25 protein-coding genes and 1 pseudogene are annotated in these 26093 nt (G+C 71.4%); 10 read left to right on the top strand and 16 right to left on the bottom strand.

Annotation, left to right across the window (positions count from 1 at the left end):
• Positions 1–26 precede the first annotated feature (26 nt).
• Together ABZ192_RS12980 and ABZ192_RS12975 are read left to right on the top strand one after the other, a co-directional pair.
• Positions 27–404: a F0F1 ATP synthase subunit epsilon gene (locus tag ABZ192_RS12980; RefSeq protein ID WP_053670581.1), complete on the top strand. Its 378-nt coding sequence runs from the start codon at positions 27–29 to the stop codon at positions 402–404.
• 131 nt (positions 405–535) lie between these two features.
• The gene (locus ABZ192_RS12975) at positions 536–982 is read left to right on the top strand and encodes a DUF2550 domain-containing protein (protein WP_356037165.1); all 447 of its coding nucleotides are present in this window, start codon (positions 536–538) and stop codon (positions 980–982) included.
• A gap of 6 nt (positions 983–988) precedes the next feature.
• Here the strand turns inward: ABZ192_RS12975 and ABZ192_RS12970 are convergent, their stop codons facing one another.
• The 3 genes from ABZ192_RS12970 to ABZ192_RS12960 form a co-directional block, all read right to left on the bottom strand.
• Entirely contained in the window at positions 989–2812 is a 1824-nt protein-coding gene (locus ABZ192_RS12970; protein WP_356924552.1) for a glycoside hydrolase family 18 chitinase, read from the bottom strand.
• Positions 2813–2945: 133 nt separating this feature from the next.
• On the bottom strand, positions 2946–3587 hold the full coding sequence (locus ABZ192_RS12965) for a response regulator transcription factor (protein ID WP_356924551.1): 642 nt from the start codon (positions 3585–3587) through the stop codon (positions 2946–2948).
• Positions 3584–4777 carry a histidine kinase gene (locus tag ABZ192_RS12960; protein ID WP_356924550.1) on the bottom strand — a complete coding sequence of 398 codons (1194 nt, stop codon included), beginning with the start codon at positions 4775–4777 and terminating at the stop codon, positions 3584–3586. Before ABZ192_RS12960 ends, ABZ192_RS12965 begins: the two co-directional genes overlap by 4 nt.
• A 153-nt stretch (positions 4778–4930) precedes the next feature.
• On the opposite strand from ABZ192_RS12960, the gene ABZ192_RS12955 reads away from it, so the two are divergent.
• Both ABZ192_RS12955 and ABZ192_RS12950 read left to right on the top strand, forming a co-directional pair.
• Positions 4931–5509: a hypothetical protein gene (locus ABZ192_RS12955; protein ID WP_356924549.1), complete on the top strand. Its 579-nt coding sequence runs from the start codon at positions 4931–4933 to the stop codon at positions 5507–5509.
• On the top strand, positions 5506–5706 hold the full coding sequence (locus ABZ192_RS12950) for a DUF5708 family protein (RefSeq protein WP_356924548.1): 201 nt from the start codon (positions 5506–5508) through the stop codon (positions 5704–5706). Before ABZ192_RS12955 ends, ABZ192_RS12950 begins: the two co-directional genes overlap by 4 nt.
• 3 nt (positions 5707–5709) lie before the next feature.
• Here ABZ192_RS12950 and ABZ192_RS12945 read toward each other — a convergent pair whose 3' ends face one another.
• The 3 genes from ABZ192_RS12945 to ABZ192_RS12935 are packed head-to-tail and all read right to left on the bottom strand — an operon-like array spanning position 5710 to position 7837.
• Positions 5710–6282, bottom strand: coding sequence for a cob(I)yrinic acid a,c-diamide adenosyltransferase (locus tag ABZ192_RS12945; protein WP_356924547.1), 573 nt, complete (start codon positions 6280–6282; stop codon positions 5710–5712).
• Positions 6283–6295: 13 nt separating this feature from the next.
• A complete protein-coding gene (locus ABZ192_RS12940) occupies positions 6296–7045 on the bottom strand; it encodes an ABC transporter permease (RefSeq protein WP_356924546.1) in 750 nt (249 codons plus the stop codon).
• A 9-nt stretch (positions 7046–7054) separates the two neighbouring features.
• Positions 7055–7837 carry an ATP-binding cassette domain-containing protein gene (locus ABZ192_RS12935; protein ID WP_356924545.1) on the bottom strand — a complete coding sequence of 261 codons (783 nt, stop codon included), beginning with the start codon at positions 7835–7837 and terminating at the stop codon, positions 7055–7057.
• Between the two features lie 79 nt (positions 7838–7916).
• Between ABZ192_RS12935 and ABZ192_RS12930 the strand changes: the two genes are divergently transcribed.
• The 4 genes from ABZ192_RS12930 to ABZ192_RS12915 all read left to right on the top strand — a co-directional run bounded on the left by ABZ192_RS12930 (position 7917) and on the right by ABZ192_RS12915 (position 12765).
• Complete coding sequence (locus tag ABZ192_RS12930; protein WP_356924544.1) at positions 7917–8558, top strand: TetR/AcrR family transcriptional regulator; 642 nt, start codon at positions 7917–7919, stop codon at positions 8556–8558.
• A 127-nt stretch (positions 8559–8685) separates the two neighbouring features.
• Complete coding sequence (locus tag ABZ192_RS12925) at positions 8686–9534, top strand: 3-hydroxyacyl-CoA dehydrogenase family protein (protein ID WP_356924543.1); 849 nt, start codon at positions 8686–8688, stop codon at positions 9532–9534.
• Positions 9535–9683: 149 nt separating this feature from the next.
• Positions 9684–10007 (top strand): STAS domain-containing protein, encoded by a 324-nt coding sequence (locus ABZ192_RS12920; protein ID WP_030246483.1) that lies wholly within the window; start codon positions 9684–9686, stop codon positions 10005–10007.
• A gap of 265 nt (positions 10008–10272) precedes the next feature.
• On the top strand, positions 10273–12765 hold the full coding sequence (locus tag ABZ192_RS12915; protein WP_356924542.1) for an ATP-binding protein: 2493 nt from the start codon (positions 10273–10275) through the stop codon (positions 12763–12765).
• 70 nt (positions 12766–12835) lie between these two features.
• Here the strand turns inward: ABZ192_RS12915 and nucS are convergent, their stop codons facing one another.
• Complete coding sequence (gene nucS / locus ABZ192_RS12910; protein WP_190055002.1) at positions 12836–13507, bottom strand: endonuclease NucS; 672 nt, start codon at positions 13505–13507, stop codon at positions 12836–12838.
• A 256-nt stretch (positions 13508–13763) separates the two neighbouring features.
• Here nucS and ABZ192_RS12905 point away from each other — a divergent pair, with 256 nt between their 5' ends.
• The gene (locus tag ABZ192_RS12905) at positions 13764–14156 is read left to right on the top strand and encodes an SCO5389 family protein (protein WP_030246492.1); all 393 of its coding nucleotides are present in this window, start codon (positions 13764–13766) and stop codon (positions 14154–14156) included.
• A gap of 83 nt (positions 14157–14239) precedes the next feature.
• Here ABZ192_RS12905 and ABZ192_RS12900 read toward each other — a convergent pair whose 3' ends face one another.
• On the bottom strand, positions 14240–15268 hold the full coding sequence (locus ABZ192_RS12900) for an LLM class flavin-dependent oxidoreductase (RefSeq protein WP_356924541.1): 1029 nt from the start codon (positions 15266–15268) through the stop codon (positions 14240–14242).
• Between the two features lie 262 nt (positions 15269–15530).
• Between ABZ192_RS12900 and ABZ192_RS12895 the strand changes: the two genes are divergently transcribed.
• Positions 15531–15863 (top strand): ATP/GTP-binding protein, encoded by a 333-nt coding sequence (locus ABZ192_RS12895; RefSeq protein ID WP_356924540.1) that lies wholly within the window; start codon positions 15531–15533, stop codon positions 15861–15863.
• A gap of 17 nt (positions 15864–15880) precedes the next feature.
• Here the strand turns inward: ABZ192_RS12895 and ABZ192_RS12890 are convergent, their stop codons facing one another.
• The 8 genes and pseudogenes from ABZ192_RS12890 to mce form a co-directional block, all read right to left on the bottom strand.
• Complete coding sequence (locus tag ABZ192_RS12890; protein ID WP_356924539.1) at positions 15881–16750, bottom strand: ABC transporter permease; 870 nt, start codon at positions 16748–16750, stop codon at positions 15881–15883.
• Positions 16747–16899 (bottom strand): hypothetical protein, encoded by a 153-nt coding sequence (locus ABZ192_RS12885; RefSeq protein ID WP_356924538.1) that lies wholly within the window; start codon positions 16897–16899, stop codon positions 16747–16749. Before ABZ192_RS12885 ends, ABZ192_RS12890 begins: the two co-directional genes overlap by 4 nt.
• Positions 16896–18257 (bottom strand): ABC transporter ATP-binding protein, encoded by a 1362-nt coding sequence (locus ABZ192_RS12880; protein ID WP_356924537.1) that lies wholly within the window; start codon positions 18255–18257, stop codon positions 16896–16898. The genes ABZ192_RS12885 and ABZ192_RS12880 overlap by 4 nt, the downstream gene beginning before the upstream one ends.
• A gap of 143 nt (positions 18258–18400) precedes the next feature.
• The gene (locus ABZ192_RS12875; protein WP_356924536.1) at positions 18401–19171 is read right to left on the bottom strand and encodes an ABC transporter permease; all 771 of its coding nucleotides are present in this window, start codon (positions 19169–19171) and stop codon (positions 18401–18403) included.
• Between the two features lie 2 nt (positions 19172–19173).
• A pseudogene (locus tag ABZ192_RS12870) lies at positions 19174–20134 on the bottom strand (ABC transporter ATP-binding protein).
• Positions 20135–20220: 86 nt separating this feature from the next.
• Positions 20221–21156 carry a cellulose-binding protein gene (locus tag ABZ192_RS12865; RefSeq protein ID WP_059417189.1) on the bottom strand — a complete coding sequence of 312 codons (936 nt, stop codon included), beginning with the start codon at positions 21154–21156 and terminating at the stop codon, positions 20221–20223.
• A 182-nt stretch (positions 21157–21338) separates the two neighbouring features.
• Positions 21339–25286, bottom strand: coding sequence for a polarized growth protein Scy (gene scy / locus ABZ192_RS12860; RefSeq protein WP_356924535.1), 3948 nt, complete (start codon positions 25284–25286; stop codon positions 21339–21341).
• A gap of 232 nt (positions 25287–25518) precedes the next feature.
• Complete coding sequence (mce, locus tag ABZ192_RS12855) at positions 25519–25959, bottom strand: methylmalonyl-CoA epimerase (protein WP_059417187.1); 441 nt, start codon at positions 25957–25959, stop codon at positions 25519–25521.
• Positions 25960–26093 lie beyond the last annotated feature (134 nt).

Below are 26093 nucleotides of genomic sequence, written 5' to 3'. Positions count from 1 at the left end.
CCGGGTGGTGACCCGAGGAGCCACCCTTGGCTGCTGAGCTGCACGTCGCGCTGGTCGCGGCCGACCGTGAGGTCTGGTCCGGCCAGGCCACCCTGGTCGTCGCGCGCACCACGTCCGGCGACATCGGCGTCATGCCCGGTCACCAGCCGCTGCTCGGTGTGCTGGAGTCGGGCCCGGTGACCATCCGTACGAGTGATGGCGGGACGGTCGTCGCCGCGGTCCACGGCGGTTTCATCTCGTTCGCGGACGACAAGCTCTCGCTGCTGGCCGAAGTCGCGGAGCTGTCGGACGAGATCGATGTCCAGCGCGCGGAGCAGGAGCTGGAGCGCGCGAAGGCGGAGGACGACGCGGAGGCCCAGCGCCGCGCGGACGTCCGTCTGCGTGCGGCCACGGCGGCGCGCTGACTTAAGCCCGTCGTGTGATGACGTCACTCAGCCGCGGCTGGGTACCGGAGAGATCCGGACCCAGCCGCGGCTGAGGCGGATGTGGGTGTTTTTTACGTTCCGTTACCTAGGAGACGAGGAGGTCGGTGTCGATGGTCCTCGCTCTGACTGTGTGCGGAATTGTCGTGGCCCTCGTGGTGGTGGGACTCTTCGTCTTCGGTCTGCGCCGCCGGCTCATCCAGCGCTCGGGCGGCACCTTCGACGCCAGCCTGCGCTGGGACACGCCGGAGGAGGGCGACAAGAACGGCAAGGGCTGGGCGTACGGGGTGGCCCGGTACAACGGCGACCGCGTCGAGTGGTTCCGTGTCTTCTCGTACTCTCCGCGCCCCCGCCGGATCCTGGAGCGGTCCGCGATCGAGGTGGCCGGCCGCCGGGTCCCGGAGGGTGAGGAGGAGCTGGCGCTCCTCTCCGACCATGTGATCCTCGCGTGTCTGCACCGGGGGACCCGGTTGGAGCTGGCCATGAGCGAGGACGCGCTGACCGGTTTCCTCGCGTGGCTCGAGGCAGCCCCGCCCGGTCAGCGCGTCAATGTTGCTTAGTCGTTCCTAGGCGAGCCCGTTGTCGATCGCGGTGACCAGTTCTCCGTTGCCGGTGTCGCCGCTGAACTCCCAGAAGAACGCGCCGCCCAGGCCCTGGCTCCTGGCCCAGGTCATTTTCCCGGCGATCGTCGACGGGGTGTCGTACGACCACCAGTTGCTGCCGCAGTGCGCGTACGCGGTGCCGGCGATGGTGCCGGTGGCGGGGCAGGAGTTCTTGAGGACCTTGTAGTCCTCGATACCCGCCTCGTACGTGCCCGGTGCCGCGCCGGTCGCCGATCCGCCCGGGGCGGACTGGGTGACGCCGGTCCAGCCGCGGCCGTAGAAGCCGATGCCGAGCAGGAGCTTGGCGGAGGGGACGCCCTTCGCCTTCAGCTTGGCGATCGCGTCGGCCGAGTTGAACCCGGCCTGCGGGATGCCGGGGTACGAGGTGAGCGGGGAGTGCGGCGCGGTCGGGCCGTCCTTGTCGAAGGCGCCGAAGTAGTCGTACGTCATCACGTTGTACCAGTCGAGGTACCGCGCGGCGCCGCCGTAGTCGGCCGCGTCGATCTTGCCGCCGGAGGAGCCGTCGGCGGTGATGGCCGCGGTGACCAGGTAGTCCTTGCCGAACTCGGTGCGCAGCGCCGACATCAGGTTCCTGAAGGCCCCGGGGCCCGAGGTGTCGCAGGTCAGGCCGCAGGCGTTCGGGTACTCCCAGTCGATGTCGATGCCGTCGAAGACGTCGGCCCAGCGCGGGTCCTCCACGACGGCCTTGCAGGACTTGGCGAACGCGGCGGCGTTCTGCGCCGCCTGGCCGAAGCCGCCCGAGTAGGTCCAGCCGCCGAACGAGTACAGCACCTTGATGTGCGGGTACTTCGCCTTGAGCTGGCGCAGCTGGTTGAAGTTGCCGCGCAGCGGCTGGTCCCAGGTGTCGGCGGTGCCGCTGACGGACTGCTCGGCGGTGTAGGCCTTGTCGTAGGCGGCATAGGTGTCGTCGACCGTGCACTGGCCGTTCTTGACGTTGCCGAAGGCGTAGTTGATGTGCGTGATCTTCGACGCCGAGCCCGAGGTCACCAGGTTCTTGACGTGGTAGTTGCGGCCGTAGACGCCCCACTCGGTGAAGTAGCCGAGCTTGACCTTGTCGCCCTTGGGGGGCTCGGTCGTGCCGCCGGTGGTGCGCACCGCGCGGGCGCCGCTGACCGGGCCGGTCTGGTCGGCGGTGTCACGCGCCTGGACGGAGTAGGAGTAGTCGGTGCCCTTGGTCAGGCCCGTGTCGGTGTACGACGTGCCCGCCACGGTGGCGACCTTGGCGCCGTCGCGCAGGACGTCGTAGTTCTTGACGCCCTTGTCGTCGGTGGCGGCGGACCAGGTCAGCTTCACCGAGGTGTCGGTGATGTCGGAGGCGGTCGGCGTGCCGGGGGCGCTGGGTGCGCTGTCGCCGGGTTCCGTGGTGCCGCCGTCGCAACTGCCACCGCTGAGCTTGCAGTTCGCGGGGGAGCCGGTGCCGCTGCCGTTGAAGCCGAAGGAGACGGAGGCGCCGGGGGCGAGGGTCCCGTTCCAGGACTTGTTCTTCGCGGTCCAGTGGGTGCCCGAGGAGGTGACGTCGGCGTCCCAGGCGGAGGTGACGGACGTGCCGGAGGGGAAGTCCCACTCGACGGTCCAGGAGCTGAGGGTCGTGGTGCCGGTGTTCTTCACCGTCCACTTGCCTTCGAAGCCGGAGCCCCAGTCCTGCGTCTTGGTGTAGCTCGCGGTGGCGGATGTCGCGGCCTGGGCCGGGCTCGCGAGACCGACGAGACCGGCCAGCGGGAGCAACAGGGTCGCGAACCCTGCCGCGGCTCTGTGTCTGAAGCGCATGCTGCGCCTCCTCGATGGAGTTGTGGGGGCGTGACTGAGCCTCACGCCCACTCATGGTGCGGTGAGAATAGAAAGGTCTGGACCACCGGTCAATAGGTCTGGACCACCACGGTCCGGAGCGGTCGGCGGCCCGTCAGATCCCCAACTCCTGCGCGAGCACCGCCGCTTGCACCCGGCTGCGCAGCTCCAGCTTCCCCAGCAGGCGGCTGACATGCGTCTTCACGGTCGCCTCGGCCATGTCGAGCCGCTCGGCGATCCCCGCGTTGGACAGGCCCTCGCCGAGGCAGGACAGCACCTCGCGCTCACGCCGGGTCAGCCGGTCGAGGACGGCCGGATCGGCCGCGGGCTCCCGGGCCGGCTTCGCCGCGAACTGAGCGATCAGCCGCCGCGTGACCGCCGGGGCGATCAGCCCCTCCCCGCGCGCCACCGTCCGCACGGCCTCCAGCAGGTCCTTCGCCTCGGTGTTCTTGAGCAGGAAGCCGGACGCGCCCGCCCGCAGCGCCCCGAAGACGTACTCGTCGAGGTCGAAGGTGGTCAGCACCAGCACATCGGCGAGCCGTTCCGCCACCACCTGCCGCGTCGCCGACACCCCGTCCAGCCGCGGCATCTGAACGTCCATGAGCACCAGGTCCGGGCGCAGCTCCCGGGCCAGCGCCACCGCCTGTTCGCCGTCCGCCGCCTCACCGACCACCTCGATGTCGGGCGCGCTGCGCAGGATGAGGACCAGGCCCGCGCGGACGGCGGACTGGTCCTCGGCGACCAGGACGCGGATCATTCGGGTTCTCCTTCGACGGTGTCGTGGACGGGCAGCGTGGCGCGTACGGCCCAGATCTTGCCGTCCGGCGAGTCCTCCGGGCCGGCCTCGAACGTGCCCTCCAGCAGGGCGGTGCGTTCCCGCATGCCGACCAGACCGGCGCCCGAGCCGGGGGCGCTCGGCCCGTCCCGGTCGCCGTACGGGCTGGTCACCGCGACGGTCAGCAGGCCGTCGAGCTGGGCGAGGGACACGGTGACCGGGCCGGGGCCGGCGTGCTTGAGGGCGTTGGTGAGGGACTCCTGGACGATGCGGTAGGCGGCGAGTTCGACGGGCGCGGGGACCGTGTCGTGAGCGGCGTCGAGCGTGACGTCGAGGCCGTTGGTGCGGGCGTTCTCGACCAGGGCGCAAAGCCCGTCGAGCGTGGGGGCGGCGACGGGCTCGGTGTCGCCGCTGGAGTCCCGCAGGATCCCGATGAGCCGCCGCATCTCCGAGAGCCCCGCCACGCTGTTCTCGCGGATGACGGTCAGGGCCTCCTGGGAGGTCTTCGGGTCCTGGAGGGAGAGCGCGGCCGTGGAGTGGATGGCGATGGCGGACAGGTGGTTGGCGACCATGTCGTGCAGTTCGCGGGCCATCCGGGCGCGTTCGGCGGTGACCGCCTGGGTGCGGTCCATCTCGGCGAGCAGCGCGGTCTGCTCGGCGCGCAGCCGGGCCGCCTCCGCGGCCTCCCGGTGGTTGCGGACGATCAGGCCGGTGGAGGCTGGGCCGAAGGTCACGAGGCCCGTGACCACACCGATCAGCAGCGCCTCGGGCTCGCGCCACAGGGCGAACGGCACCACGGCCCCGGCCAACGAGAGCACCCCGGTGATCCGCGGGATGCGGTGCGCCGAGGCGGGCGGGCCGTACAGGACGGCCGCGTACATGAGGTCGGTGTACATCAGGACCGTGACCAGATTGCCCTGGGTGACGGTGTCCAGGACGATCGCCACCGTGCCGATCAGCAGGGCGATGCGCGGGGCGGTCCGGCGCAGCAGCTCGCAGCCGGCCATGACGAGCAGCGGCAGCAGGACCGGCCAGCGGCCCGGCAGCAGCACGTACGCCTCGGTGTGCGGACGGGTGGCCAGGCCGACACCCCAGAGCAGCAGGCCGCCGAGCAGGCCGCCGAGCGCGACGTAGACGTCGAAACGGCGTGGGCGGGGCAGTCGTACGGCCATGGCACCATCCAACACGGCCGTCGGGCCGTGGGGCGTGGACCCCGCGGAGGGTCCTGCGCTGCATCTTTCGATGTACCGCGGGTTCGTCAGTCGCGACGACGATTCCGGCCGCGCCGAACGGGAGCCTGGAAGGGTGACCGAGAGGAGCACATTGTGATCGTCGCCTTGATCGCCGCCTGTGAGATCGGCTTCTGGGTGCTGCTGGCGGCCGGACTGGCCTTCCGCTACCTGCTGCGCATGCCGCGTACGGGACTGGCGCTGCTGCTGTGCGAGCCGCTGCTGGAGGTCGTCCTGCTGGTCGCCACCGCGCTGGACCTGAAGAACGGTGCCGAGCCGAACTGGACGCACGGGCTGGCCGCGCTGTACATCGGCTACACCGTGGGGCACGGTCACCGCACCGTGAAGTGGCTCGACGGCCACGCGGCCCACCGCTTCGGCGGCGCCCCGCCGCCACCGAAGCCCCCGCGCTACGGCATGGCCCGGGCCCGGCACGAGGGCAGGATCTGGTTGGGCACGCTGGTGGGCGCGGCCGTCGCGACCGTGCTGCTCCAGCTCGCCATCTGGTACGTGGACGACCCGAGCCGTGTCACGTCCCTGGAGAGCTGGCGCTTCGCGGCTTGGCGCGCGGCGGGGATCCACGGCCTGATCGCGCTGAGCTACTGGATCTGGCCGCGGAAGGCTCCGGCGGGTGAGTCGGAGGCCGCGCCGGAGAAGGAGAGGGCGCACCGATGAGCGCACCGAAGAGCAAGGCCCGCGGGAACCTGGTGGAAGGGATCGTCACCTTCGTGATCGGCCTCGGGCTGTGGCTGTTCACCGGCGACGTGGAGGTCCCCGTCGTCACCCTCACGAAGGTCGGCGTCGTGATGATGTGCGTCGGCGGCGCGCTGGTCGCCGCCGGCCTGTGGCAGGGCGCGCGGCACAGGACCTGAGGGTCAGCGCTCCCCGCCCGGTACCCACAGCACGTCCCCGACCTCCTTGTTCGCCGTCCTCGCGAGGATGAACAGGAGGTCGGAGAGCCGGTTGAGGTAGGTGGCCGTCAGGGGGTTCATGACCTCTCCGTGGGCTTCCAGGGCCGCCCAGGTCGAGCGCTCCGCCCGGCGGACCACCGTGCAGGCCTGGTGGAGCAGCGCCGCGCCGGGCGTGCCGCCGGGCAGGATGAAGGAGCGGAGCTTCTCCAGGCCCTCCAGAAAGTGGTCGCAGTCCGCCTCCAGCTTGTCGACGTAGGACTGCTCGACCCGCAGGGGCGGGAACTCCGGGTTCTCCACCACCGGCGTCGACAGGTCCGCACCCACGTCGAACAGGTCGTTCTGCACGCGGGTGAGGACCTTGACGACCTCCTCCTCCAGACCGCCCAGCGCGATCGCCGTGCCGATCACCGCGTTCGCCTCGTTGGCGTCGGCGTACGCGGCGATCCGCAGGTCGGTCTTGGCGACCCGGCTCATGTCGCCGAGGGCGGTCGTGCCCTGGTCGCCGGTCCTGGTGTAGATGCGCGTCAGATTGACCATGCGGCCAGCGTAGTTACGCTCCGGCCGTTCGGAACACGCGTGTGCCCACTGTCACGGACAGGGCCGTGAAGCCGGCGGCCACCAGGACGCCGTACAGCATGTGTGCCGTGGCGTAGGAGCCGACGTAGGCGTCGCGGACGGCGTCGACCAGATAGCGGAACGGCATCAGGTGCGAGAGCACGTCCAGCCAGGCCGGGCCCAGGCTCATCGGGAGCATCAGCCCGGACAGCAGCATCGACGGCATGGTCAGCGCGTTGATCGCCGGACCGAAGGTCTGCGCGGTGTGCAGCTTCATGGCCAGCGCGTACGACAGCGAGGCCAGCGAGAGCGAGAGCAGGGCGACGAAGCCGAACCCGATCAGGACCCCGGGCAGCGGGGCCCGCAGGCCCATCGCCACCGCCGCCAGCACCAGCAGCACGGCCTGGAAGACGAACACCGTGGCGTCCCTGAGCACCCGGCCGAGCAGCAGGGCCAGTCGGCTGACGGGGGTGACGCGCATGCGCTCGACCACCCCCTGGCCCTTCTCGATGAGGATCGAGAAGCCCGCGAACGAGGCTCCGAACAGGCCCAGTTGCAGCAGCAGGCCGGGGACGAGCACCTGCCAGGAACTGCCGCGCTCGCCGAGCGGCAGGTCGGTGAGCAGCGGGCCGAAGAACAGCAGGTACAGCAGCGGCATCAGCACCCCGAAGAGCAGTGCGAAGCGCGAACGCAGGGATTGACGGAGGTAGCGGCCGTAGACGAGGGCCGTGTCCTGGATCAGCATCGAGACTTCCTAGACGGCTACGGGGGCGGCGTCGGCCCGCGCGGCACTGCGGCCGGTGATGGCGAGGAAGGTGTCCTGGAGCGAGGCGTCGATCGAGCCGCCGTACCGGAGCTTCAGCGCGCTCGGCGTGCCCTCGGCGACGACCACTCCCTGATCGACGACGACCAGCCGGTCGGAGAGGGCGTCGGCCTCGTCGAGGTAGTGCGTGGTCAGGAAGACGGTCGTGCCGTGCTCGTCGCGCAGCCGGCGCACCAGGTCCCACAGGTCGGCCCGGCTGCCCGGGTCGAGACCGGTCGTCGGCTCGTCGAGGAACAGCACCTTGGGGCGGTGGGTGAGCGCCATCGCGATGTCCAGGCGGCGCCGCTGCCCGCCGGAGAGCGCCGCGCACTTGCGGTCAAGGAACTCGGTGAGACCCAGGTCGCGCGCCAGTTCCCCGGCGCGCTCGGCGGCCCGCGCCTTCGTCAGCCGGTACAGACGCCCCTGGGTGACCAGCTCCTCCCGCACGCTGATCTGGGGGTCGACCCCGCCGGACTGCGCCACGTAGCCGCAGGCCCGCCGCACCCCGGCCGGGTCGGTCGCCAGGTCGCAGCCCGCGACGGTGGCGGCGCCGCCGGTGGGTTCCAGCAGGGTCGTCAGCATCCGCAGGGTGGTCGTCTTGCCGGCCCCGTTCGGGCCGAGGAAGCCGAGGATCTCGCCCTCGCGGACGGTCAGGTCGATGCCGCGCACGGCCTGGACCGGGCCGCGCTTGGTCTGGAAGGTACGCGCCAGGGCGGACGTACTGATGATTGCCATGCCCCTAGAAAAACAGAGGCACTTAAAATTTGCAATGGCCCCAAGTTTTCACCGAGTCCAAGGAAGCTAGGATTCGTGCATGGCAGAGGGGCTCAGGGAGCGGAAGAAGCGCGAGACCAGGCAGCGCATCTCGGACATCGCCACCGGTCTGTTCCTGGAGCACGGGTTCGTGACGGTGACGATCGCGGACGTGGCGGAGGCGGCCGACGTCTCGGTGAACACCGTCTACAACTACTTCCCCGCCAAGGAGGACCTCTTCTTCGACCGCTCCCAGGGGGTCGTCGACCGGCTCTCGCGCTGGGTGCGCGGCCGGGACGCGGGGGAGTCGGCCGCCCGGGCGGTGCTGCGCGAGCTGCGTGCCGAGATCGAGGCCGTCTCGCCCCGGATGGGCCTCGTCGAGGGCTACGACCGTTTCATGCGCTGCATCGAGGAGGCGCCGCCACTGCGCTCCCGGCTGTGGAGCATCCAGCAGGAGGTCCAAAACAACCTGGAGGCGACCCTCCGCGAGGAGACGGGTGCCGAGGCCGCCGACCCGCTGCCGAGGCTGATCGCCGGTCAGATCTGCTGGGTCCACGGCACCGTCTTCGTCGCGATCGGCCGCGAGATGACCAAGGGGCGCAACCCGGACGAAGTGTCACGGGAGATACTCGTCCTCCTCGACGACATCGAGGAGCTGTTGAGCGAGAAGGTGCTCAACTACGCCGTCCGGGGCGCGGGGTGACGCCTGCCGGTGTGATGTCCGTCATGTGAGACGTGACGCGCATTACTTACTGGTCACACAGGCCCTCACGAACGCTAGTGTCCGCCCGAGAAAGCAGACATATACAGCGCGTCAGGGGAGTCGCACAGTGGCACGGAAGCTCGCCGTCATCGGAGCCGGCCTCATGGGATCCGGCATCGCCCAGGTCTCCGCACAGGCAGGCTGGGACGTGGTCCTGCGCGACGTCACCGACGAGGCACTGACCCGGGGCACCGACGGCATCAAGGCGTCGTACGACAAGTTCGTGGCCAAGGGCAAGCTGGAGGCGCACGACGCCGACGCCGCCCTCGCCCGGATCACCGCGACCACCGACCTGGACGCCGTGGCCGACGCGGACGTCGTCGTCGAGGCCGTGTTCGAGAAGCTCGAAGTCAAGCACGAGATCTTCCGCGCGCTCGACAAGCTCGTGAAGGAGGAGGCCGTCCTCGCCTCCAACACCTCCGCCATCCCGATCACCAAGATCGCGGCCGCGACGGAGCGCCCCGAGCGGGTCGTCGGCACGCACTTCTTCTCGCCGGTGCCGATGATGCAGCTGTGCGAACTGGTCCGCGGCTACAAGACCAGCGACGAAACCCTCGCCAAGGCCCGGGAGTTCGCCGAGTCGGTCGGCAAGACCTGCATCGTCGTCAACCGCGACGTCGCCGGCTTCGTGACGACCCGCCTCATCTGCGCCCTGGTCGTCGAGGCCGCGAAGCTGCACGAGTCGGGCGTGGCGAGCGCCGAGGACATCGACCTCGCCTGCAAGCTGGGCTTCGGTCACGCCATGGGCCCGCTGGCGACGGCCGACCTGACGGGCGTCGACATCCTGCTGCACGCCACGAGCAACATCTACACCGAGTCCCAGGACGAGAAGTTCGCGGCTCCCGAGTCGATGCGCCGGATGGTTGACGCCGGTGACATCGGACGCAAGAGCGGGCAGGGCTTCTACAAGCACTGAAACCGCACATGCCTCGGGAGCATCACACCCCCGGGTGAATTCGGTATCGGTTCGCTTACAAGAAGCAACCTCTGCCCCCCTCACGCAGTCAGAGGTTGCATCACCGGCATCAGAGCGCGGAGCACGAGACGCACGCACGGGGAGCGCATATGTACATCAGGGGCGATCATGCCGAGCTGGTCGTCGGGGGCCGCCTCGACGTCCGGAGCGCGGCGGACGCCCGTACGGTCCTGCACTCGGCCGTCGACGACGGAGTCGGCGACCTGGTGCTGGACCTGTCCGAACTGGACTCCTGGGACGCCACCGGACTCGGTGTGATCATGGGGGCTCACCGGCGGGCCGGCCGCTGCGGCCGGCGCCTGGTGCTGCGCGGCGTGCCGCCGCAGATGCAGCGCCTGCTGGTGGCCACCCGCCTGCACCGGATCCTGGCGATCGAGGGGGGCATCGGGGTGGAGACATTGCCTCGCGTGTGACGTTCTGTGCGGGTGTGAACCGGGCGACCGGGGAGACCCGGACGGACATCGCGACGTGCGACGCGCACAATCCTCACGAGACCGTGACGTCTCGGACGGCGCGGTACCCCGGACTGTCGTAGATACTGTGCGAAGGTTTAGGGTTCGGCTGCCCGCTGCCTTGAAACCCTATCTGCGGGCCCGGACCAGAAGCGACAGCGCGGTGTGCAGCAAGGCCGGGAGGGGCTTTTCAGAGCACACACACGCTTTTGGGGGGCTTTGACCTATGGACCCGAACACCCGGGGACCCGAGGAGTACGGCCACGACGGCGACAGCGAGTCGCCGCGCCAGCGCCCGCCCAGGGATTCCCTCACGCCCGACTTCAGTCAGCACGCTCCCGCGCTCGCCCGCACGGTGCAGCTCGTCTCCGGCGACTTCCTGCTGACCGTCAACCCCGTCGACGGCAGCGAGATAGAAGCCTGCCCGCCCGCCGAACGGCCCGCCCGGCCCGCGAAGCTCACGACGGCGGAGCGCGCCGAGGCCGAGCGCGCGGCCCGGCCGCCCGTCCCGCCCGGCCCCGCGCAGCCCAGCCTGCCGCTGCTGGCCCGCCAGGACGAACGCGAGCGGCTGGTGCGCCTGCTCGCCCGCGGCCGCTCGGTCCGCCTCACCGGCCCCGCCGGCTGCGGCCGCACCCGCCTCCTCGACCTCGTGGGCGAGGACTGCTCCGACCTCGCCCCCGACGGCGTCGTCCGCCTGAACGGCTTCGGCCGCACCTCCGGCGACCTGCTGTACGACCTCTTCTACGCGGTGTACAACGCCCCCCTGCATCGCCCGGAACGGGACGAACTGCTCACCTTCGTCCGGGAGATCGGCGCGGTCGTCGTCGTCGACGACCTGGAGTTCGGCGGTGCCGCGCTCGACGAGCTGCTGGAGGCCACCCCCGAGTGCGCCTTCCTGCTCGGCGCCACGCCGGACGTACCGGCCCCTGCCGCCGACTCCGGCGTCGAGGAGGTCCTCCTCGGCGGCCTGGAGCGCGCCGCCGGGCTCGACCTGCTGGAACACGCCTTCGGCCGGCCCCTCACCGACGAGGAGTCCAACTGGGCGGGCGACCTCTGGTTCGAGTCCGAGGGCCTGCCCCTGCGCTTCGTGCAGGCCGGTGCCCTGCTGCGGCAGCGCGACCGGCTGCGCGCCGGGACCAGCGCCGTCGACGCGTTCGGCGTCTTCGAGGACGCACCCCCGGCCGACGCCTCCGACGCGTACGACGCCACCGACGGCGACGACCTACCGCTGCCCCCGCTCGGCGAGGCCGCCGCGCCCGCGCCGCTGCTCGCCTCCCGGCTGAGCGCCTCCGCCCGCGCCACCCTGCGGTTCGCCGTCGCCCTCGGCGGCGAGGTGCCCCACCAGGCACATCTGCCCGCCCTGGTCGGCGACACCCACGCGGACGCCGCGCTCGGCGAACTGGCCTCCTGCGGTCTGGTCTCCCCGGTCGGCTCCCGCTACCGGCTCGCCGCCGGTGTCCTGGCCCAGCTGGAGGCCGCCGGATACGCCGACGAGGCCGTGGCCGGCGCCCGCAGCGCCGCCCAGCACTACTCCTGGTGGGCTGGGCACCCCTCGGTCACCCCGGAGCGCGTGTGCGCCGAGGCCGACGCGCTCCTGGCCGCCCTGGCCGTGCTCGGGCCGCTCACCGGCCCGGCCGCCGAGGGTGAGGAGAGTCCGGCCGTGCACCTGGCGCGCACCGCCGCGCCCGCGTTCGCCGCCGGGCTGCACTGGGGTGCCTGGGAACGCGCCCTGCACATCGGCGCCGAGGCCGCCCGGCTCGCCGACGACGTCGCCGAACAGGCCTACTTCCACCACGAGCTCGGCATCCTCGCCCTGTGCGGCGGACAGCTCGACCGGGCCCGGGCCGAACTGGAGACCTCGATCGGCCTGCGCGGCTCCCTCTCCGACAAGCGCGGCACCGTCGCCGGCCGTCGGGCCCTCGCCCTGGTCGCGGACCGCTCGGGCACGCCGATCGGGCTCGGGCCGACCGCGGGCGAGGAGGTGCCCGACGCCCGGTACGAGGAGTCGCCGTCCCCGGCCGGCGGTGTGCCGGCGGCCTTCCCGACCCTCCAGCAGCCGCCCTCGCCGACCCTGGTCACTCGCCAGAGCACGCCCGCGCCCTCGCGCAAGGCCCGGGGCGGGCTCAAGGGCCTGGCCCGGCGCAACCTCGTGGCCGCCGGAGCCGGTGCCCTGCTCGTCGCCGTGCTCGGCACGGTGGTGACCCTCGGCGCCACGTCCGACAAGGATGCGAACCCGCCGTCCGACCAGGTCGGCGTCAACCCCTCGGCCAGCCAGGGCGTCGACGACGGCAGCCTGGGCGCCGACCGGCCGGCGAACGACAGCAACGGCGACACGGGTGCGGCGACGAGCCGCCCGACCGACCCGGGTCCGGACGGCACGCCGGGCACCTCGGACGATCCGACGCCGACGGGCAGTCCCAGTGCCTCCCCGAGCCCCGGCGACTCCGGGCCGACGTCGAAGCCGCCGACGACCTCCCAGCCGCCGGCCACGTCCAAGCCGCCGACGACGTCCAAGCCCCCCACGACGTCGAAGCCGCCGACGACGTCCAAGCCGCCCTCGCAGTCGCCCACGTCTCAGCCGCCGACCTCCCAGCCGCCGACGTCCCAGCCGCCGACCTCGCAGCCGTCTACCTCGGACTCGGCCAGCGGCCCGGCGTCGAGCGCCCCCGCGAGCACCACCGCGAGCGCGCCGGAGAGCAGCCCGGACCCGGTGATCTGACAGCCCCACACACAGCAGGGCCGGGTCCGTTCCTCGGACCCGGCCCTCTTCGTCGTGTACGTGCGCTGTGTCAGAACAGCCGCAGCTTGTCGTCCTCGATGCCCCGCAACGCGTCGTAGTCGAGGACCTGGCAGCCGATGCCGCGGTCGGTCGCGAGCACGCGGGCCTGGGGCTTGATCTCCTGCGCGGCGAAGATGCCGCGGACCGGGGCCAGATGGGGGTCGCGGTTCAACAGCTCCAGGTAGCGCGTCAGCTGCTCCACGCCGTCGATCTCACCGCGCCGCTTGATCTCCACCGCGACGGTCTTGCCGTCGGCGTCCCGGCACAGGATGTCGACCGGCCCGATGGCCGTCGGATACTCGCGGCGGATGAGGGTGTAGCCCTCGCCGAGTGTCTCGATGCGGTCGGCGAGCAGCTCCTGGAGGTGCGCTTCCACGCCGTCCTTGATCAGACCGGGATCGACGCCCAGTTCGTGCGAGGAGTCGTGGAGGACTTCCTCCATCGTGATGATGAGCTTCTCGCCCGCCTTGTTGACGACGGTCCAGACGCCCTCGTCCTCGCCGGTGCCCTCCTTCAGCGTGCAGGGCGGCGACATCCAGTTCAGGGGCTTGTAGGCCCGGTCGTCGGCGTGGATCGAGACGCTGCCGTCCGCCTTCACCAGGATCAGGCGCGGGGCCGAGGGAAGGTGGGCGGTGAGCCGCCCGGCGTAGTCCACGGAGCAGCGGGCAATGACGAGACGCATGGTCGGCAACGCTACTCGACGGGCGGGTGTCGACGCGATTCGCCCTGGAAAACACGTGTTCGGTATTGGCCGATTGTGTGCAGGGTGTGGTCATCGGGAGTGCCTCATCTGCGCATTTTCCTGGTGCGGTCACCGTCGGTTGCTTACGGTATGAACGGGAGGTCGCGATGTGTGTACGCAGCGTGTCCGGTATCGCGAACTCCCTTATCTGTCCGGCAACCCCTGCCCGCCGGGCGGGGGTGCGAGAGGAGAACTCATGTCGCTCGACGTCTCACCGGCCCTACTCGAACAGGCCGAGCGAGGCGAGGTCGACGAAGCGGAATTCGTCGACTGCGTCCGGACCTCCCTGCCCTATGCGTGGGAGATGATCAGCTCCCTGGTGGCCCAGCTGAAGGTGGACGGCGGTGCGTTCGCCGACAACCAGACGCCTCCGCCGGACGAGCAGGCACGCGGTCAGTTGCTGCGTGCGCTTGCGAGTGACGCGATACGCGGCGCGCTGCAGCGGCACTTCGGTGTGCGACTGGCCTTCCAGAACTGCCACCGGGTGGCCGTGTTCCCGCTTGACTCCTCGGTCGACGAGAAGCTGGGCCGCTTCACGTCGGTCCGCAGCCAGGTGCTCAACCAGTCTCCCGAGTTCCGGGACTGCTGACGCGGCGCCGTTTGCTTGCCGCTCCGTACGCGGGAGGTGCAGTTCTGTACCGGAGCGGCAAGCCCCAGGAACCCACCGCGTGGTCAGGCGAGTTGGGGGAGCACCTCGGCCCCCAGCCGCCGTACGTTCTCCTCCGTCGCCGCCAGGTCCCCGGAGCCCTCGACGAGCAGGGCGAAACGGGAGATGCCGGTCCGCTCGCTGGTCGCCGCCAGCCGGTCGGCGCACAGCCGCGGGGTGCCCACCGGGTGCAGTCCGCAGAGCAGTTCGGTGTACGCCAGCGGGTCGCGCATCCGGCGCGTGCGCCCGTCGACCGTGACATGCGCCTCCAGGCCCTGCTTCAGCCAGCCCGGCATCGCCTTCAGCAGCGTCTCCGCCGCGTCGACCCGCCGGTCCGCGATCTGGCAGACGCCCGCCGACACATGAGACGCGCGGTGGATCTCCTCCGCCGGCCGCCCGCACGCCCGCGCGTGCTGCCGCCACAGGGTGACCATCTCGGCCTTCTCCTCGTCCCCCACGTGCATCCCGAGGAGCATCGACAGTCCGCGCTCGGCCGCCAGCCGCACGCTCGCCGGGGACGTGCACGCGACGACCAGTTCGGGGCCCTCGGCCTCGGTCAGGGCCTCCGACGGCCGGGGGACCACCGGGACTTCACGGAAGCGGAAACGCTCCCCGTCGGCCGCCACGGACGCGTCGCGCAGCCAGCGCACCAGCACGTCCAGGGACTCCGGGAACCCCTTCTCGTACGCCTCCAGGCCCGCGCCGAACACCTCCAGGTCGACCCACGGGCCGCCACGCCCGACGCCGAGCGTGAAACGGCCGTCGCTCGTGTGGTGCAGCAGCGCGGCCTGTTCACCGAGGGCCACGGGGTGGGCGGTGGGCAGTACGCTGACCGCCGTACCGACCCGGATGCGGCGGGTGCGGCCGAGCAGTAAGGCGGCCAGGGTGATGGCCGACGGGCACGTGCCGTACGGCACGAAGTGGTGCTCGGCCAGCCAGACCGTGTCGAGCCCGGCCTCCTCGGCCACCTCGGCCGAGCGGACCGCGCGGTGCAGCGCCTCTCCCTCGCCCTGACCGGGGAACTGGGCCGCCAACACGAAACTTCCAACGCGCATTGCTTTCCTGCTTCCTTGGCTCCGACACGGAGCTCCCCCACAGGGCATAACCGTCTGACACGTGCTGAGGACACGGCCGGTCGGGGCAATTTGCGGATTGTCTGCAGAATGGGCCGTTCCGCGGAGCCCGGGGAGAGATCCCGGCGGGGGCCCGCCCTGCCCGGCGAGGGACTTGCGAGGATTGATGGCGTACGTGTACCCCCCCTCCGCGCCGCGTAGGCTGGGCACGCCACGTGTCCTGTATAGCCCCGAGAGGTGTCCCGTGTCCCCGCGTCGCAACCGACCCAAGGGCGCCGCTTCGTTCGGCCGGAGCGCCGAGGACGACCGCCCCGGCCGTTACGGCGGCTGGCAGTCATCGGAGAACTGGCAGGGCGAGAACTGGAGCGTGCGGCATGTGGCCGGCGCGAGCGCGCAGGGCAAGTCCTACCGCTGCCCCGGCTGCGACCAGCTGATCCCGGACGGGGTACCGCACGTGGTGGCCTGGTCCGAGCACACGGGCGTCGACGACCGCCGACACTGGCACAAGGCCTGCTGGAACGCACGGGACCGCCGCACCCCCGGGGTGCAGCGGTCCCGTAACGCGCCGAGGTTCTAGCTCTCTCTTCCTACGACTCAGACGTCCCGCTTCTCCAGCAGCGCGAAGGCGGCGGCGAACGCGACGGCCGTCGCGCCGAGGATGATCCACAGCGGGTCCCAGCCGGACGGGCCGGACTGGCTGAGGGATGCGGAGTAGAAGACGCTGAGCTGGTTCGGGATCGAGTACTCGAGCAGGGCGTCGCGGACGGCCGACAGCGACTCCGAGAACATGAACAGCGCGATCACCAGCGGGGCGAGCACGGCGCCGATCATGATGGTGATGGCGCCCGCCGAGTGCCGGATGATCGAGCCGACGGCGAGCGAGAGCAGGCCCAGCAGCGCGATGTAGGCCGACATGCCGACCGTGGCCTTCAGCCACTCCCCGCCGGAGGGGGACTTGACGCCGTCGCCCTCCAGCATGGCCACGTGCAGGAAGGCGACGAGGGACGCGGACACCAGCGTCACCACGAACGCGACCAGGAAGAACACGATGCCCTTCGCGGCGAGCACCCGGCCCCGGCTCGGGCACGCGACCATCGTGGTGCGGACCATGCCCGTGCCGTACTCCGAGGCCGTGGTCAGCACGCCCAGCGTGATGATGCACATGCTGCCGAGCAGCAGCCCGAAGAAGCCCAGGCCGAGCGGGCTCTCGCCGGACAGGGCCGGGTCGGAGTTGGCCACCACCGCGCCGGTCAGCGTGCCGATGCCGATGACGAGCAGGACGAACACGCCGAGCGTCCACATCGTGGAGCGCACCGACCTGATCTTCGTCCACTCGGAGGCGATGGCATGCCCGAGGTGCGTCCGCACGACCGGGATCGGCGAGGTGTAACCGGAGTACGAAGAACCGGGCGTCGCCTCCCAGGTGGGCGCGGCCGGCGGCATCTGAGGCTGAGGGCTGCTCATCGGGGGTCCTCGGGCTTGGTCAGGTCGGAGGCCGGGGCGGACACCGGCGCGGTGCAGGTGGCGGGGGCCGGGCTGTCGGCCGGTTGTGCGGGCGTGCCTGCCCGGGCCGTGGGCCCCGCGGGGGCCGGGGGCGCTGTGAGGCTGCTCATCGGGGGCCCTCCGGCTTGGTCAGGTCCGGGGCCGGGGCGGAGGCCGACGGCGTGGGCGCGCCCGCCGGGGCCGCCGGCCCTGCCGGGGCCTCGGGGCTGCCCTGCGGTGCCCGGCCTGCGGGCTGCGCGGCGGGCATCGCCGGGGCTTGGGGCGGTGTCCGGTCGGAAGGCTGCGACGCCTGCGGTGCGGGCTGTGCGGGCGGCTGCGGTGTCCGGTCCGCCGGCTGGGCGTACGGGTTCGGGGTTCCCGGGCCGGGGGCTCCCGGGGCCCCAGGTGCGCCGTACGGGGCTCCCGGTGCGCCCTGCGGCGGTGTCGCGAACGGGTGTGCGCCCGGCTGGGGCGGCGGCGGGGCGTACCAGCCGGGCTGGCCCTGGCCGGGGACCGGCATCGGGGGCTGTGCCCCGGGCGGCAGCGGCTGCTGCAGGCCTTCCTTCTGGTCGATGGTCGAGCGGTAGTCGACGGCACCCTGCGTCATCCGCATGTACGCCTCCTCCAGCGAGGCCTGGTGCGGCGACAGTTCCCACAGCCGGACGTCGTGGTCGTGCGCGATGTCGCTGATGCGGGGGAGCGGCAGCCCGGTCACGCGCAGCGCACCGTCCTGCTCGGGCAGCACGTGCCCGCCCGACTCGGTGAGCGCGGCCGACAGCTTCTCGCGCTGCTGCGGCTCGGTGTCCGGCGTACGGACCCGTGCGAAGTCCGCGGAGTTCGCGGAGATGAACGCCGTCACGCTCATGTCGGCCAGGAGCTGCCCGCGGCCGATGACGATGAGATGGTCGGCGGTCAGCGCCATCTCGCTCATCAGATGCGAGGAGACGAAGACCGTACGGCCCTCCGCCGCGAGCGCCTTCATCAGGTTGCGCACCCAGAGGATGCCCTCGGGGTCGAGGCCGTTGACCGGCTCGTCGAACAGCAGCACCTGCGGGTCGCCGAGCAGCGCGGCGGCGATGCCCAGCCGCTGTCCCATGCCGAGCGAGAAGCCCTTGGACCGCTTCTTGGCCACGTCCTGGAGACCGACGACCCCGAGCACCTCGTCCACCCGCCTGGCCGGGATGCCCGACAGCTGGGCCAGGCACAGCAGGTGGTTGCGGGCGGCCCGGCCCCCGTGCACGGCCTTGGCGTCCAGCAGGGCACCGACCTGACGGGGGGCGTTGGGCAGCTTGCGATACGGGTAGCCGCCGATCGTCACGTGCCCGGCCGTCGGGTTGTCCAGGCCGAGGATCATCCGCATCGTCGTCGACTTGCCCGAGCCGTTCGGTCCGAGGAAGCCGGTGACGGCCCCCGGCCGTACCTGGAAGGAAAGGTTGTACACAGCGGTCTTGTCGCCGTAGCGCTTGGTCAGGCCGACTGCTTCGATCATGCTCCGCACCCATCGCAAGGTTCAGGACAGCGGGGCACACGCCCCCGTAAGGGTTAGGAGGATATCGAGGCGCTGACGGTTCCGCCCAAATGAAAGTAAAGGGGAGAGCGTGACGCGCACCGGCAGCCCCGGGGCGCGCCTGCCTAGGCGTCGCGCTTCTTCAGCAGCACGTACCCGCCGACCAGCGCCGCGAGCACCCACAACCCCATGATCCCCAGGCCGCCCCACGGCCCGTACGGGACGTCGTCGTCGACGGGCGTGACCACCTGCATGATCCGGCTGCCGGCCTGGTCGGGCAGGAACCGGCCGACCTTCTTCGTCGCGTCCACGTTGCCCAGGATGTTGGAGATCAGGAAGAAGAACGGCATCAGGATGCCCAGCGACAGCATCGGCGAGCGCAGCATCGCGGCCACGCCCATCGAGAACATCGCGATGAGGGCCATGTAGAGGCCGCCGCCGAACACGGCCCGCAGCACCCCCGGGTCGCCGATCTCCGCCCGGTGCTCACCCAGCATCGCCTGCCCCAGGAAGAAGGCGGCGAAGCTGGTGACGAGACCGACCAGGAGAGCGAGACCACCGGCCACCGCGATCTTGCTGAACAGGAAGGAGCCGCGCTGCGGCACCGCGGCCAGCGAGGTGCGGATCATGCCGGTGCTGTACTCGTTCGACACCACCAGCACACCGAACACGATCATCGCGAGCTGCCCGAGGCTCATCCCCGCGAAACTGATGAACGTCGGATCGAACTCCGCCCGCTCCTGCGCGCCCATGGAGTCGAACTCGTTCTTGGACAGGGCCGCGATCAGCATGCCGAGGGCGACCGTCACGACCACCACCAGCGACAGGGTCCACACCGTGGACGCCACCGACCGGATCTTCGTCCACTCCGACCGTACGACCTGAGTCGTCGCCATGCTCAGCCCCTCTTCCAGCCGTCGCCCCACTGCTGCCCCGGTGGCTCGGGACTCGCCCCGCTGTGTGCGTGATACTCCACCGACTCCGCGGTCAGCTGCATGAAAGCCTCCTCCAGCGACGCCTGTTGCGGGCTCAGCTCGTGCAGCGTGATCCCGTGCTGCGCCGCCAGCTCGCCGACGTGCTCGGCCTTGCCGCCGTCCACCTCCAGCACCCCTTCACCGCTCTCGACGGCCACGATCCCGGCCTGGTGCAGCACGTCGAGCAGCCGCTCCCGCTGCGGGCTGCGGACCCGGACGTACGAGCGAGAGTTGCGCGCGATGAAGTCGGCCATGGAGGTGTCCGCGAGCAGCCGCCCCTGCCCGATGACGACGAGGTGGTCGGCGGTCAGCGCCATCTCGCCCATCAGATGGGAGGAGACGAACACGGTCCGGCCCTGCGCCGCCAGGGACTTCATCAGGGTGCGGATCCAGTGGATGCCCTCGGGGTCGAGGCCGTTGACCGGTTCGTCGAACATCAGGATCCGCGGATCGCCGAGCAGCGCGGCCGCGATGCCGAGCCGCTGCCCCATGCCCATCGAGAAGCCCTTGGTCTTCTTCTTCGCGACCGCCGTCAGCCCGACCGTCTCCAGGACCTCATGGACCCGGCCGCTCGGAATGCCGTTGCTCTGCGCGAGGCACAGCAGGTGGTTGTAGGCGCTGCGCCCGCCGTGCCAGGCCTTGGCCTCCAGCAGGGCGCCGATGTACGTCAGCGGATCCTTCAGCTGCTGGTAGTGCTTGCCGTCGATCCGGACGTCGCCGACGGTCGGGTGGTCGAGCCCCAGGATCATCCGCATGGTCGTGGACTTGCCCGCGCCGTTGGGTCCGAGGAAGCCGGTGACGATGCCTGGTCTGACGGTGAAGGAACAGGTTGTTGACCGCCACCTTCTCGCCGTACCGCTTGGTCAGCCCCTCGAGCTCAATCATGCCCGCCACGCTAGAACGGGACAAAGCCCTCTGCCACCCGAGCGGCAGAGGGCTTTGCGGAGATTCAGACTCCGTATCCCGGGTCGTTACCGGGACTGCTGGGCCGGAACCCCGCGGGAGATCGGCTCGTCCTCGGCCGGGGTACCGGCGGCGGCCACCGCGGCGCCCGTGAGCGTGGCGAGCATCTCGCGGACGTTCGTCAGCTGGGCGTTGATGCTGTCGCGGCGGTTGGTGAGGGCCGCGAGCTCGCGCTCGGATTCCGAACGGATGCGGTCGGCCTTGGCGTTGGCGTCGGCCACGATGTCCTCGGCCTGGCGCTGGGCCGTCTCCACCGTCTGGCGGGCGCGGCGCTCGGCGTCCGTGCGCAGCTTCTCCGCCTCCAGGCGGAGCTGCTCGGCGCGGTGCTCGATCTCGGCGAGGCGCTTCTCGGCCTTGGCCTGACGGGACGCCAGGTCGCGCTCGGACTGCTCCCGGCGCTTGGCGAGATTCGTCTCGAAATCGGCGGCGGCCTGAGCGGCCTTGGCGCGGGTCTCCTCGAAGAGGGCGTCCGCCTCCTCGCGCTTGGACTGCGCGTCCTTCTGCGCCTCGGAACGCAGCTGGGCGGCGTCGCTCTTGGCCTTCTCGACGATCCGCAGGCCCTCGTCCTCGGCCTTGGCCTTGCGCTCCGCCGAGTACGACTCGGCGTCGTTGCGCACCTGCTGGGCCGCCGACTCGGCGAGCTCGCGGTGCTGCTCGGCAGCGCGCCGGGCCTCCTCGCGCAGGTCCTTCGCCTCTTCCTCGGCGAGGCGGAGGATCTTCTCCACGCGCGCGCCGAGACCCGCGTACGACGGCTCCGCGTCGCTGATCTGGGCCTGGGCGTTCTGCGTCTCGAGGTGGAGCTCTTCGATGCGCTTTTCCAGAGCGGTGATGCGGGCGAGAGCGCTGTCACGGTCGGAGACGAGCTTGGAGATACGTTCGTCCACCTGAGCGCGGTCGTATCCACGCCGCACAAGCTCGAAGCCGTAGGGGGAAGTGTCGCTCATGGGGTTCCTGTCGAATGAGACCGGTGAGGTGATAGGTGGAATCCTAGGGGCCGAAACGGTGTGTCATCGAGCGGATGCGCGTTTGGTCTGCAAAATGAGACCCCTTTTGGGTGGCTGACCCCAGGACCGCTTGCCAAAGCTTGGCCAAAGACCCCAGCACACACCCGTTTGGCCCCGGTTCGCTAGCTATCCGAGGACTTGCCACCCGAACGGGGTGCGCCGACTGTTGCGCCTGCCTTGACTCCGTTGTCCTTGGCCGGGGACGGGGCCTCGAAGGATTCCAACGCCTCCAGGACGTCCTGGACACGGGAGATCTCGGCGTTGATGTCCTCGCGGCGGCGGACCAGGACCTCCAGCTCGCGCTTGCCCTCCTCGACCGTGCGCTTGGCCTCGCGGATCGCCTCGGCCTTGAGCTCCTCGGCCTCCCGGACCAGCGTGGACTTCTTCTGCTCGGCCTCCTTGAGCAGCCCCTCCGCCTTCTTCACCGCGGCGATACGGACCTTGCCCGCCTCGGAGTTGGCCTCCGACACGATCTCCTTGGCCTTCGCCTGCGCCTTTGCGAGCTGCTCCTCCGCGGCCTTGACGAGCGCGTCGCAGCGGTCGCCCGCCGACTTCATCGCCTCCGCCGACTCCCGGCGGGCCCGCTCGTGCAGCTCCTCGATCTCCGCCGTGATGCGGTCGCGCAGCTCCTCGGCACGCTCCCGGATCTGCGTGGCGTCCCGGCGTGCGCCGACCAGCAGCTCGTCGGCGTCCGTACGGGCCTTCTCCACCAGCGAGTTGCCCTCGACCGTCGCCTCGGACATGAGCCGGTCGGCCTCCTTGCGGGCCGCGCCCACCATCGTGTCGGCCTGCGACTCGGCCTCCGCGGTGGTCTTGTGCGCCTGCTGCTGCGCCTCGGTGAGCAGCTTGTCGGCCTCCGCCGTGGTCTCCGAGATGAGCTTGTCGACCTGCTCGGCCGCCTCGGAACGCCGCTTGTTGGCGTCCTTGCGGGCCTCGTCCAGCGTCCGGTCGGCCTCCTCGCGCGCGGAGTTGACGAGCCGCTCCGCCTCCGCCTCGGCGTCCGCCTTGACGCGCTCGGCCTCGCTGCGGACCCGCTCGGCGTGCTGTTGCGCCGAGCCGACGGTCTCCGCGGCCTCGGCGCGCAGCCGCTCCGCCTCGTCCGTGGCCTCCCCGACCAGCTGGTCGGCCTTGGCGACCGACTCGGCCCGCACCCGCTCGGCCTCCGCGGCCGCCTCGGCACGCAGGCGCTCCGCCTCGGAGACGGCCTCCGTACGGACCCGCTCGGCCTCCGCGACCGTCTCCATCCGCAGCCGGTCGGTCTCCTGGACCGTCTCGGTCGTGAGCCGCTCCGCCTCGCCCCGCGCCTCGGTGATGAGGGTGTCCGCCTGCGTCGCCGCGTCCGAACGGATGCGGTTGGCGTCCTCGCGGGCGTCCGCCCGGGTGCGCGAGGCGCTCTGCTCGGCCTCCGCGATGGCGTCCGACGCCTCCGTGCGCACCCGCTGGGCGTGCTCGGCGACGTCCGCGCGGATCCGCTCCGCCTCCGCGATCGCCTCGGACATCGTCCGCTCGGCGAGCGCCTTGGCGGCCTCGGACTCCTCGTGCGCCTCGCGCCGCAGCCGGCCGGCGTCCTCGCTCGCGCGCTCCCGCTCGGCGTAGGCGTCGGAGCGGACCCGGTCCGCCTCCTCCTGCGCCTCCCGCCGCGTACGGTCCGCCGCGTGCTCGGCGGCGCTGCGCAGCCCGGCGATCTCCTCCTGCGCCTGCTCGTGCAGTCCCACGACGGAGTCCCGGACCTGCTGCGCGTGCTGCTCGGCCGCCGACACCATCTCCGTGGCACGCCGGTCGGCCTCCTCGACCAGCCGGACGGCCTCGGTCTGGGCCTCCTCCACGCGCCTGCGCGCGGAAGCCAGCAGCTCCTCGCTCTGCTCGCGGGCCCGCTCGCGCTCCTGGTCGGCCTCCTGCCGGGCACTGCCGAGGAGCTCCTCGGCCTCCCGGCGCCGCCGGTTGGCCTCGTCCTGGGCGGCGGCCAGCGTCTCGGACGCCTCCGTGGCCAGCCGCTCGGCGGCGGCCTGCGCCTCCGCGCGGACCCGGTCGGCGCTCTCCTGCGCCTCCGACTTCAGCCGCTCGGCCTCGCTCGCGGCCTCCGACCGCAGACGGACGGCGACGGCCTCGCCCTCGGCGCGCGCGGCCGACGCGTCGGACGCGGCCTCGTCGCGCAGCCGCTCGGCCTCCGCCTCGGCCTGCTGCTGGAGCGTACGGATCCGCTCGGCGGCCTCGGCACGCAGCCGCTCGTTCTCCTCGGCGGCCTCGCGGCGGATCCGCGCGGCCTCCTCACGGGCGTCGGACAGCGCCTGCTCGGCCGCCGCCAGCCGCTCCTCGGCCTCCGTCTGGAGCCGCGTCAGCTCCTGGGCGGCCTCCGCGCGACGGGCTTCTATGGCCCGCTCGGTCTCCTCGTGCAGCTCCCGCGCCGCACGCTCGGCTTCCGCCTTGAGGGCCTCGGCCTGCTCGACGACCTCCTCGCGGTGCCGCTCGGCCTCCTGCCGGGTGCGCTGAAGGGTCTCCTCGGCCTGCCGGCGCAGGGTCGTCGCCCGCTCGATGGCCTCGGTGCGGACCTTCTCGCTGTCCGTCTGGGCCGTCGTCCGCAGCTCGTCCGCGTCCGCCTTCGCCTTGGCGAGCAGCTCCTCGGCGGACCGCGCCGCCTCCTCGATCTGCGCCACGGCCTCCTTGCGGGCCTCGGCGCGGATCTTCTCGCCCTCGTCGACCGCGTCGGCCCTCAGCTGCTCGGCCTCACCGCGCAGCCGACGGGCCTCCTCCTGGAGTTCGACCGTCTTGGCGCGGTACTCCTTGGTGTCGTCCTTCGCCGCGCCCTTGAGCTGCTCGGCGATGTCATGCGCCTCGGCGCGCAGCCGGTCCGCCTCCGCCTCGGCCTCCCGGCGGATCCGCTCGGCCTCCTCGGCCGCGGCCTTGGTGGTCTTCTTGGCGTCCTCCGACGCCTTGGTGAGGACCTCCTCGGCGGTCTTGGCCGCCTTGGACAGCTGGGTCGCCGTCTCCTCGGCCGTGAGCGTGCGGGCCTTCTCGGAGGCCTCCGCGACGATCTTCTCCGCCTCGGCGCGGGCGTCCGCGACGATCTGCTCGGCCTCGGTCTTGGTGTTCTCGGCCTCCTTCGTGGCCTCCTCGACCAGCCGGGCGACCTGCTCCTTGGCGGTGCGCGTACGCGTCTCGTTCGCGGACTCCGCGCTCGCCAGGGCCTTGGCGGCGGCCTCCTTGGCCTCCGCGACCAGCTTCTCCGACTCGGCCTGCGCCTTGCGCAGCGCCTCCTCGGCCTCCGCCATCCGCTGCTCGGCGGCCTTGCTCAGCTCCTGCGCCTGGCGGCGCGCGGACTCCGACTCCGAGGCCGTGGACGTCCGCAGCTGCTCGGCGTGATCGGTGGCCTCCTGGGCCTGGGTGGAGGCGGCGTTGAGCAGCCGCTCGGCGTCCGTGCGGGCACGCCGCAGGATCTGCTCGGCCTCCGCGCGGGCCTCCTCGGCCGCGCCCGTCAGCCGCTGCCGGGCCTCGGTCGTCAGCCGCTCGGCCTCCGCGCGGGCGGTCGCCAGGGCCTGCTCGGCCTCGGCGCGGGACTCCTCCAGCAGCCGGCGGGCCTGCTGCTCGGTGCGGGCCCGCAACTGCTCGGCCCACGCCACGTTCTCGTTGACGTGCGACTCGACCGTCTGGCGGCGCTCGGCCAGCTCCTGGTCCAGCTGCTGGCGCCGGGTCACGGCCTCCTGGTGCAGCTCCGCCTGGAGCCGGGCCGCCTGCTCGGCGTGCTCCTGGAGGATCCGCTGGGTCTGGGCCCGGGCCTCACTCAGCTCGCGGTCGGCGTCCGCCCGGATCTGGTCGGCCTGCATCTGCGCGTTGCGCAGCAACTGCTCGGCCTGCCAGCCGATGTCGCCGCCGTCGAAGGAGGGCCGGGACATGATGGTGCGCCGCGCCTCGTGCAGCTTGGCGCGCAGCACCTCGACCTGGTAGCCGAGGTCCTCGGCGTGCTGGATCGCCTTTTCCCGCTCGGTCTTCAGCCGCTTCATCTCGGCTTCGAACCGAGAGAGGTGGTCGACGTCAGCCGCCGGCTCTCGCTCCTGGCTCTCGTAGCCCCGCACTGCGCGGTCCCATCCGTCCCCTGGTCGCAACTCTCTCCAAACGAGCTCCGTCCATCCGCCGAACGGGGCCCCCGGGGAATGGTGTCAGATCATCGGCGGAGCAGAGGCTGCTGCCCCGACGCTCGTCCCCCGAAACCCGGACCCCGGTGGTCCTGCCGTCGCACGGCGGGACCGCGGTCACCCTGGCTGAGCGGCGACCGCCCCCAACCCTACCGGCCCCTATGTACGAGGGTCAGTGCTCAGGTGACTCAACGGCCGCCGAAGTGACCAGTTCTGTCAGTACGCCATGACAGTCCTTCGGGTGCAGGAAGGTGATCCGTGACCCCATGGAACCGCGTCGCGGCTCTTCGTACAGCACGCGTACGCCCTTGTCCTTGATGTCCGCGGCCTCGGCGTCCACGTCCGCCGTACCGAAAGCGATGTGGTGGACGCCCTCCCCGTTCTTCGCCAGCCACTTCGCGACGGTGGAGTCCTCGCGGGTCGGCTCCAGGAGCTGCAGGTACGAGGCGCCGCCGTCGGACGTATCGTTGATCTTGAGCATGGCCTCGCGCACGCCCTGCTCCTCGTTGACCTCGGAGTGGAACACCTCGAAGCCGTAGGTGGCACGGTAGAACTCGACGGTCTTGTCGAGGTCGAAACAGGCGATCCCGATGTGGTCGATTCGCGTCAGCATGGATTCAGTGCAGCGCTCCGGAGGTGGTTACGCAACGTGCGCGCGATCACACCGACAGCCCGATGACGCGGTGGAGTACTGGTCAGTACATTCGAAGTAAACCCTCGTTCACTCCTCGGCTGTGCAGCCGGTAA

Origin of the sequence: Streptomyces sp. NPDC006235, assembly GCF_040613735.1 — a bacterium.
Classification (GTDB): Bacteria; Actinomycetota; Actinomycetes; order Streptomycetales; family Streptomycetaceae; genus Streptomyces.
This window is presented reverse-complemented; position numbering and strand designations above follow the sequence as displayed.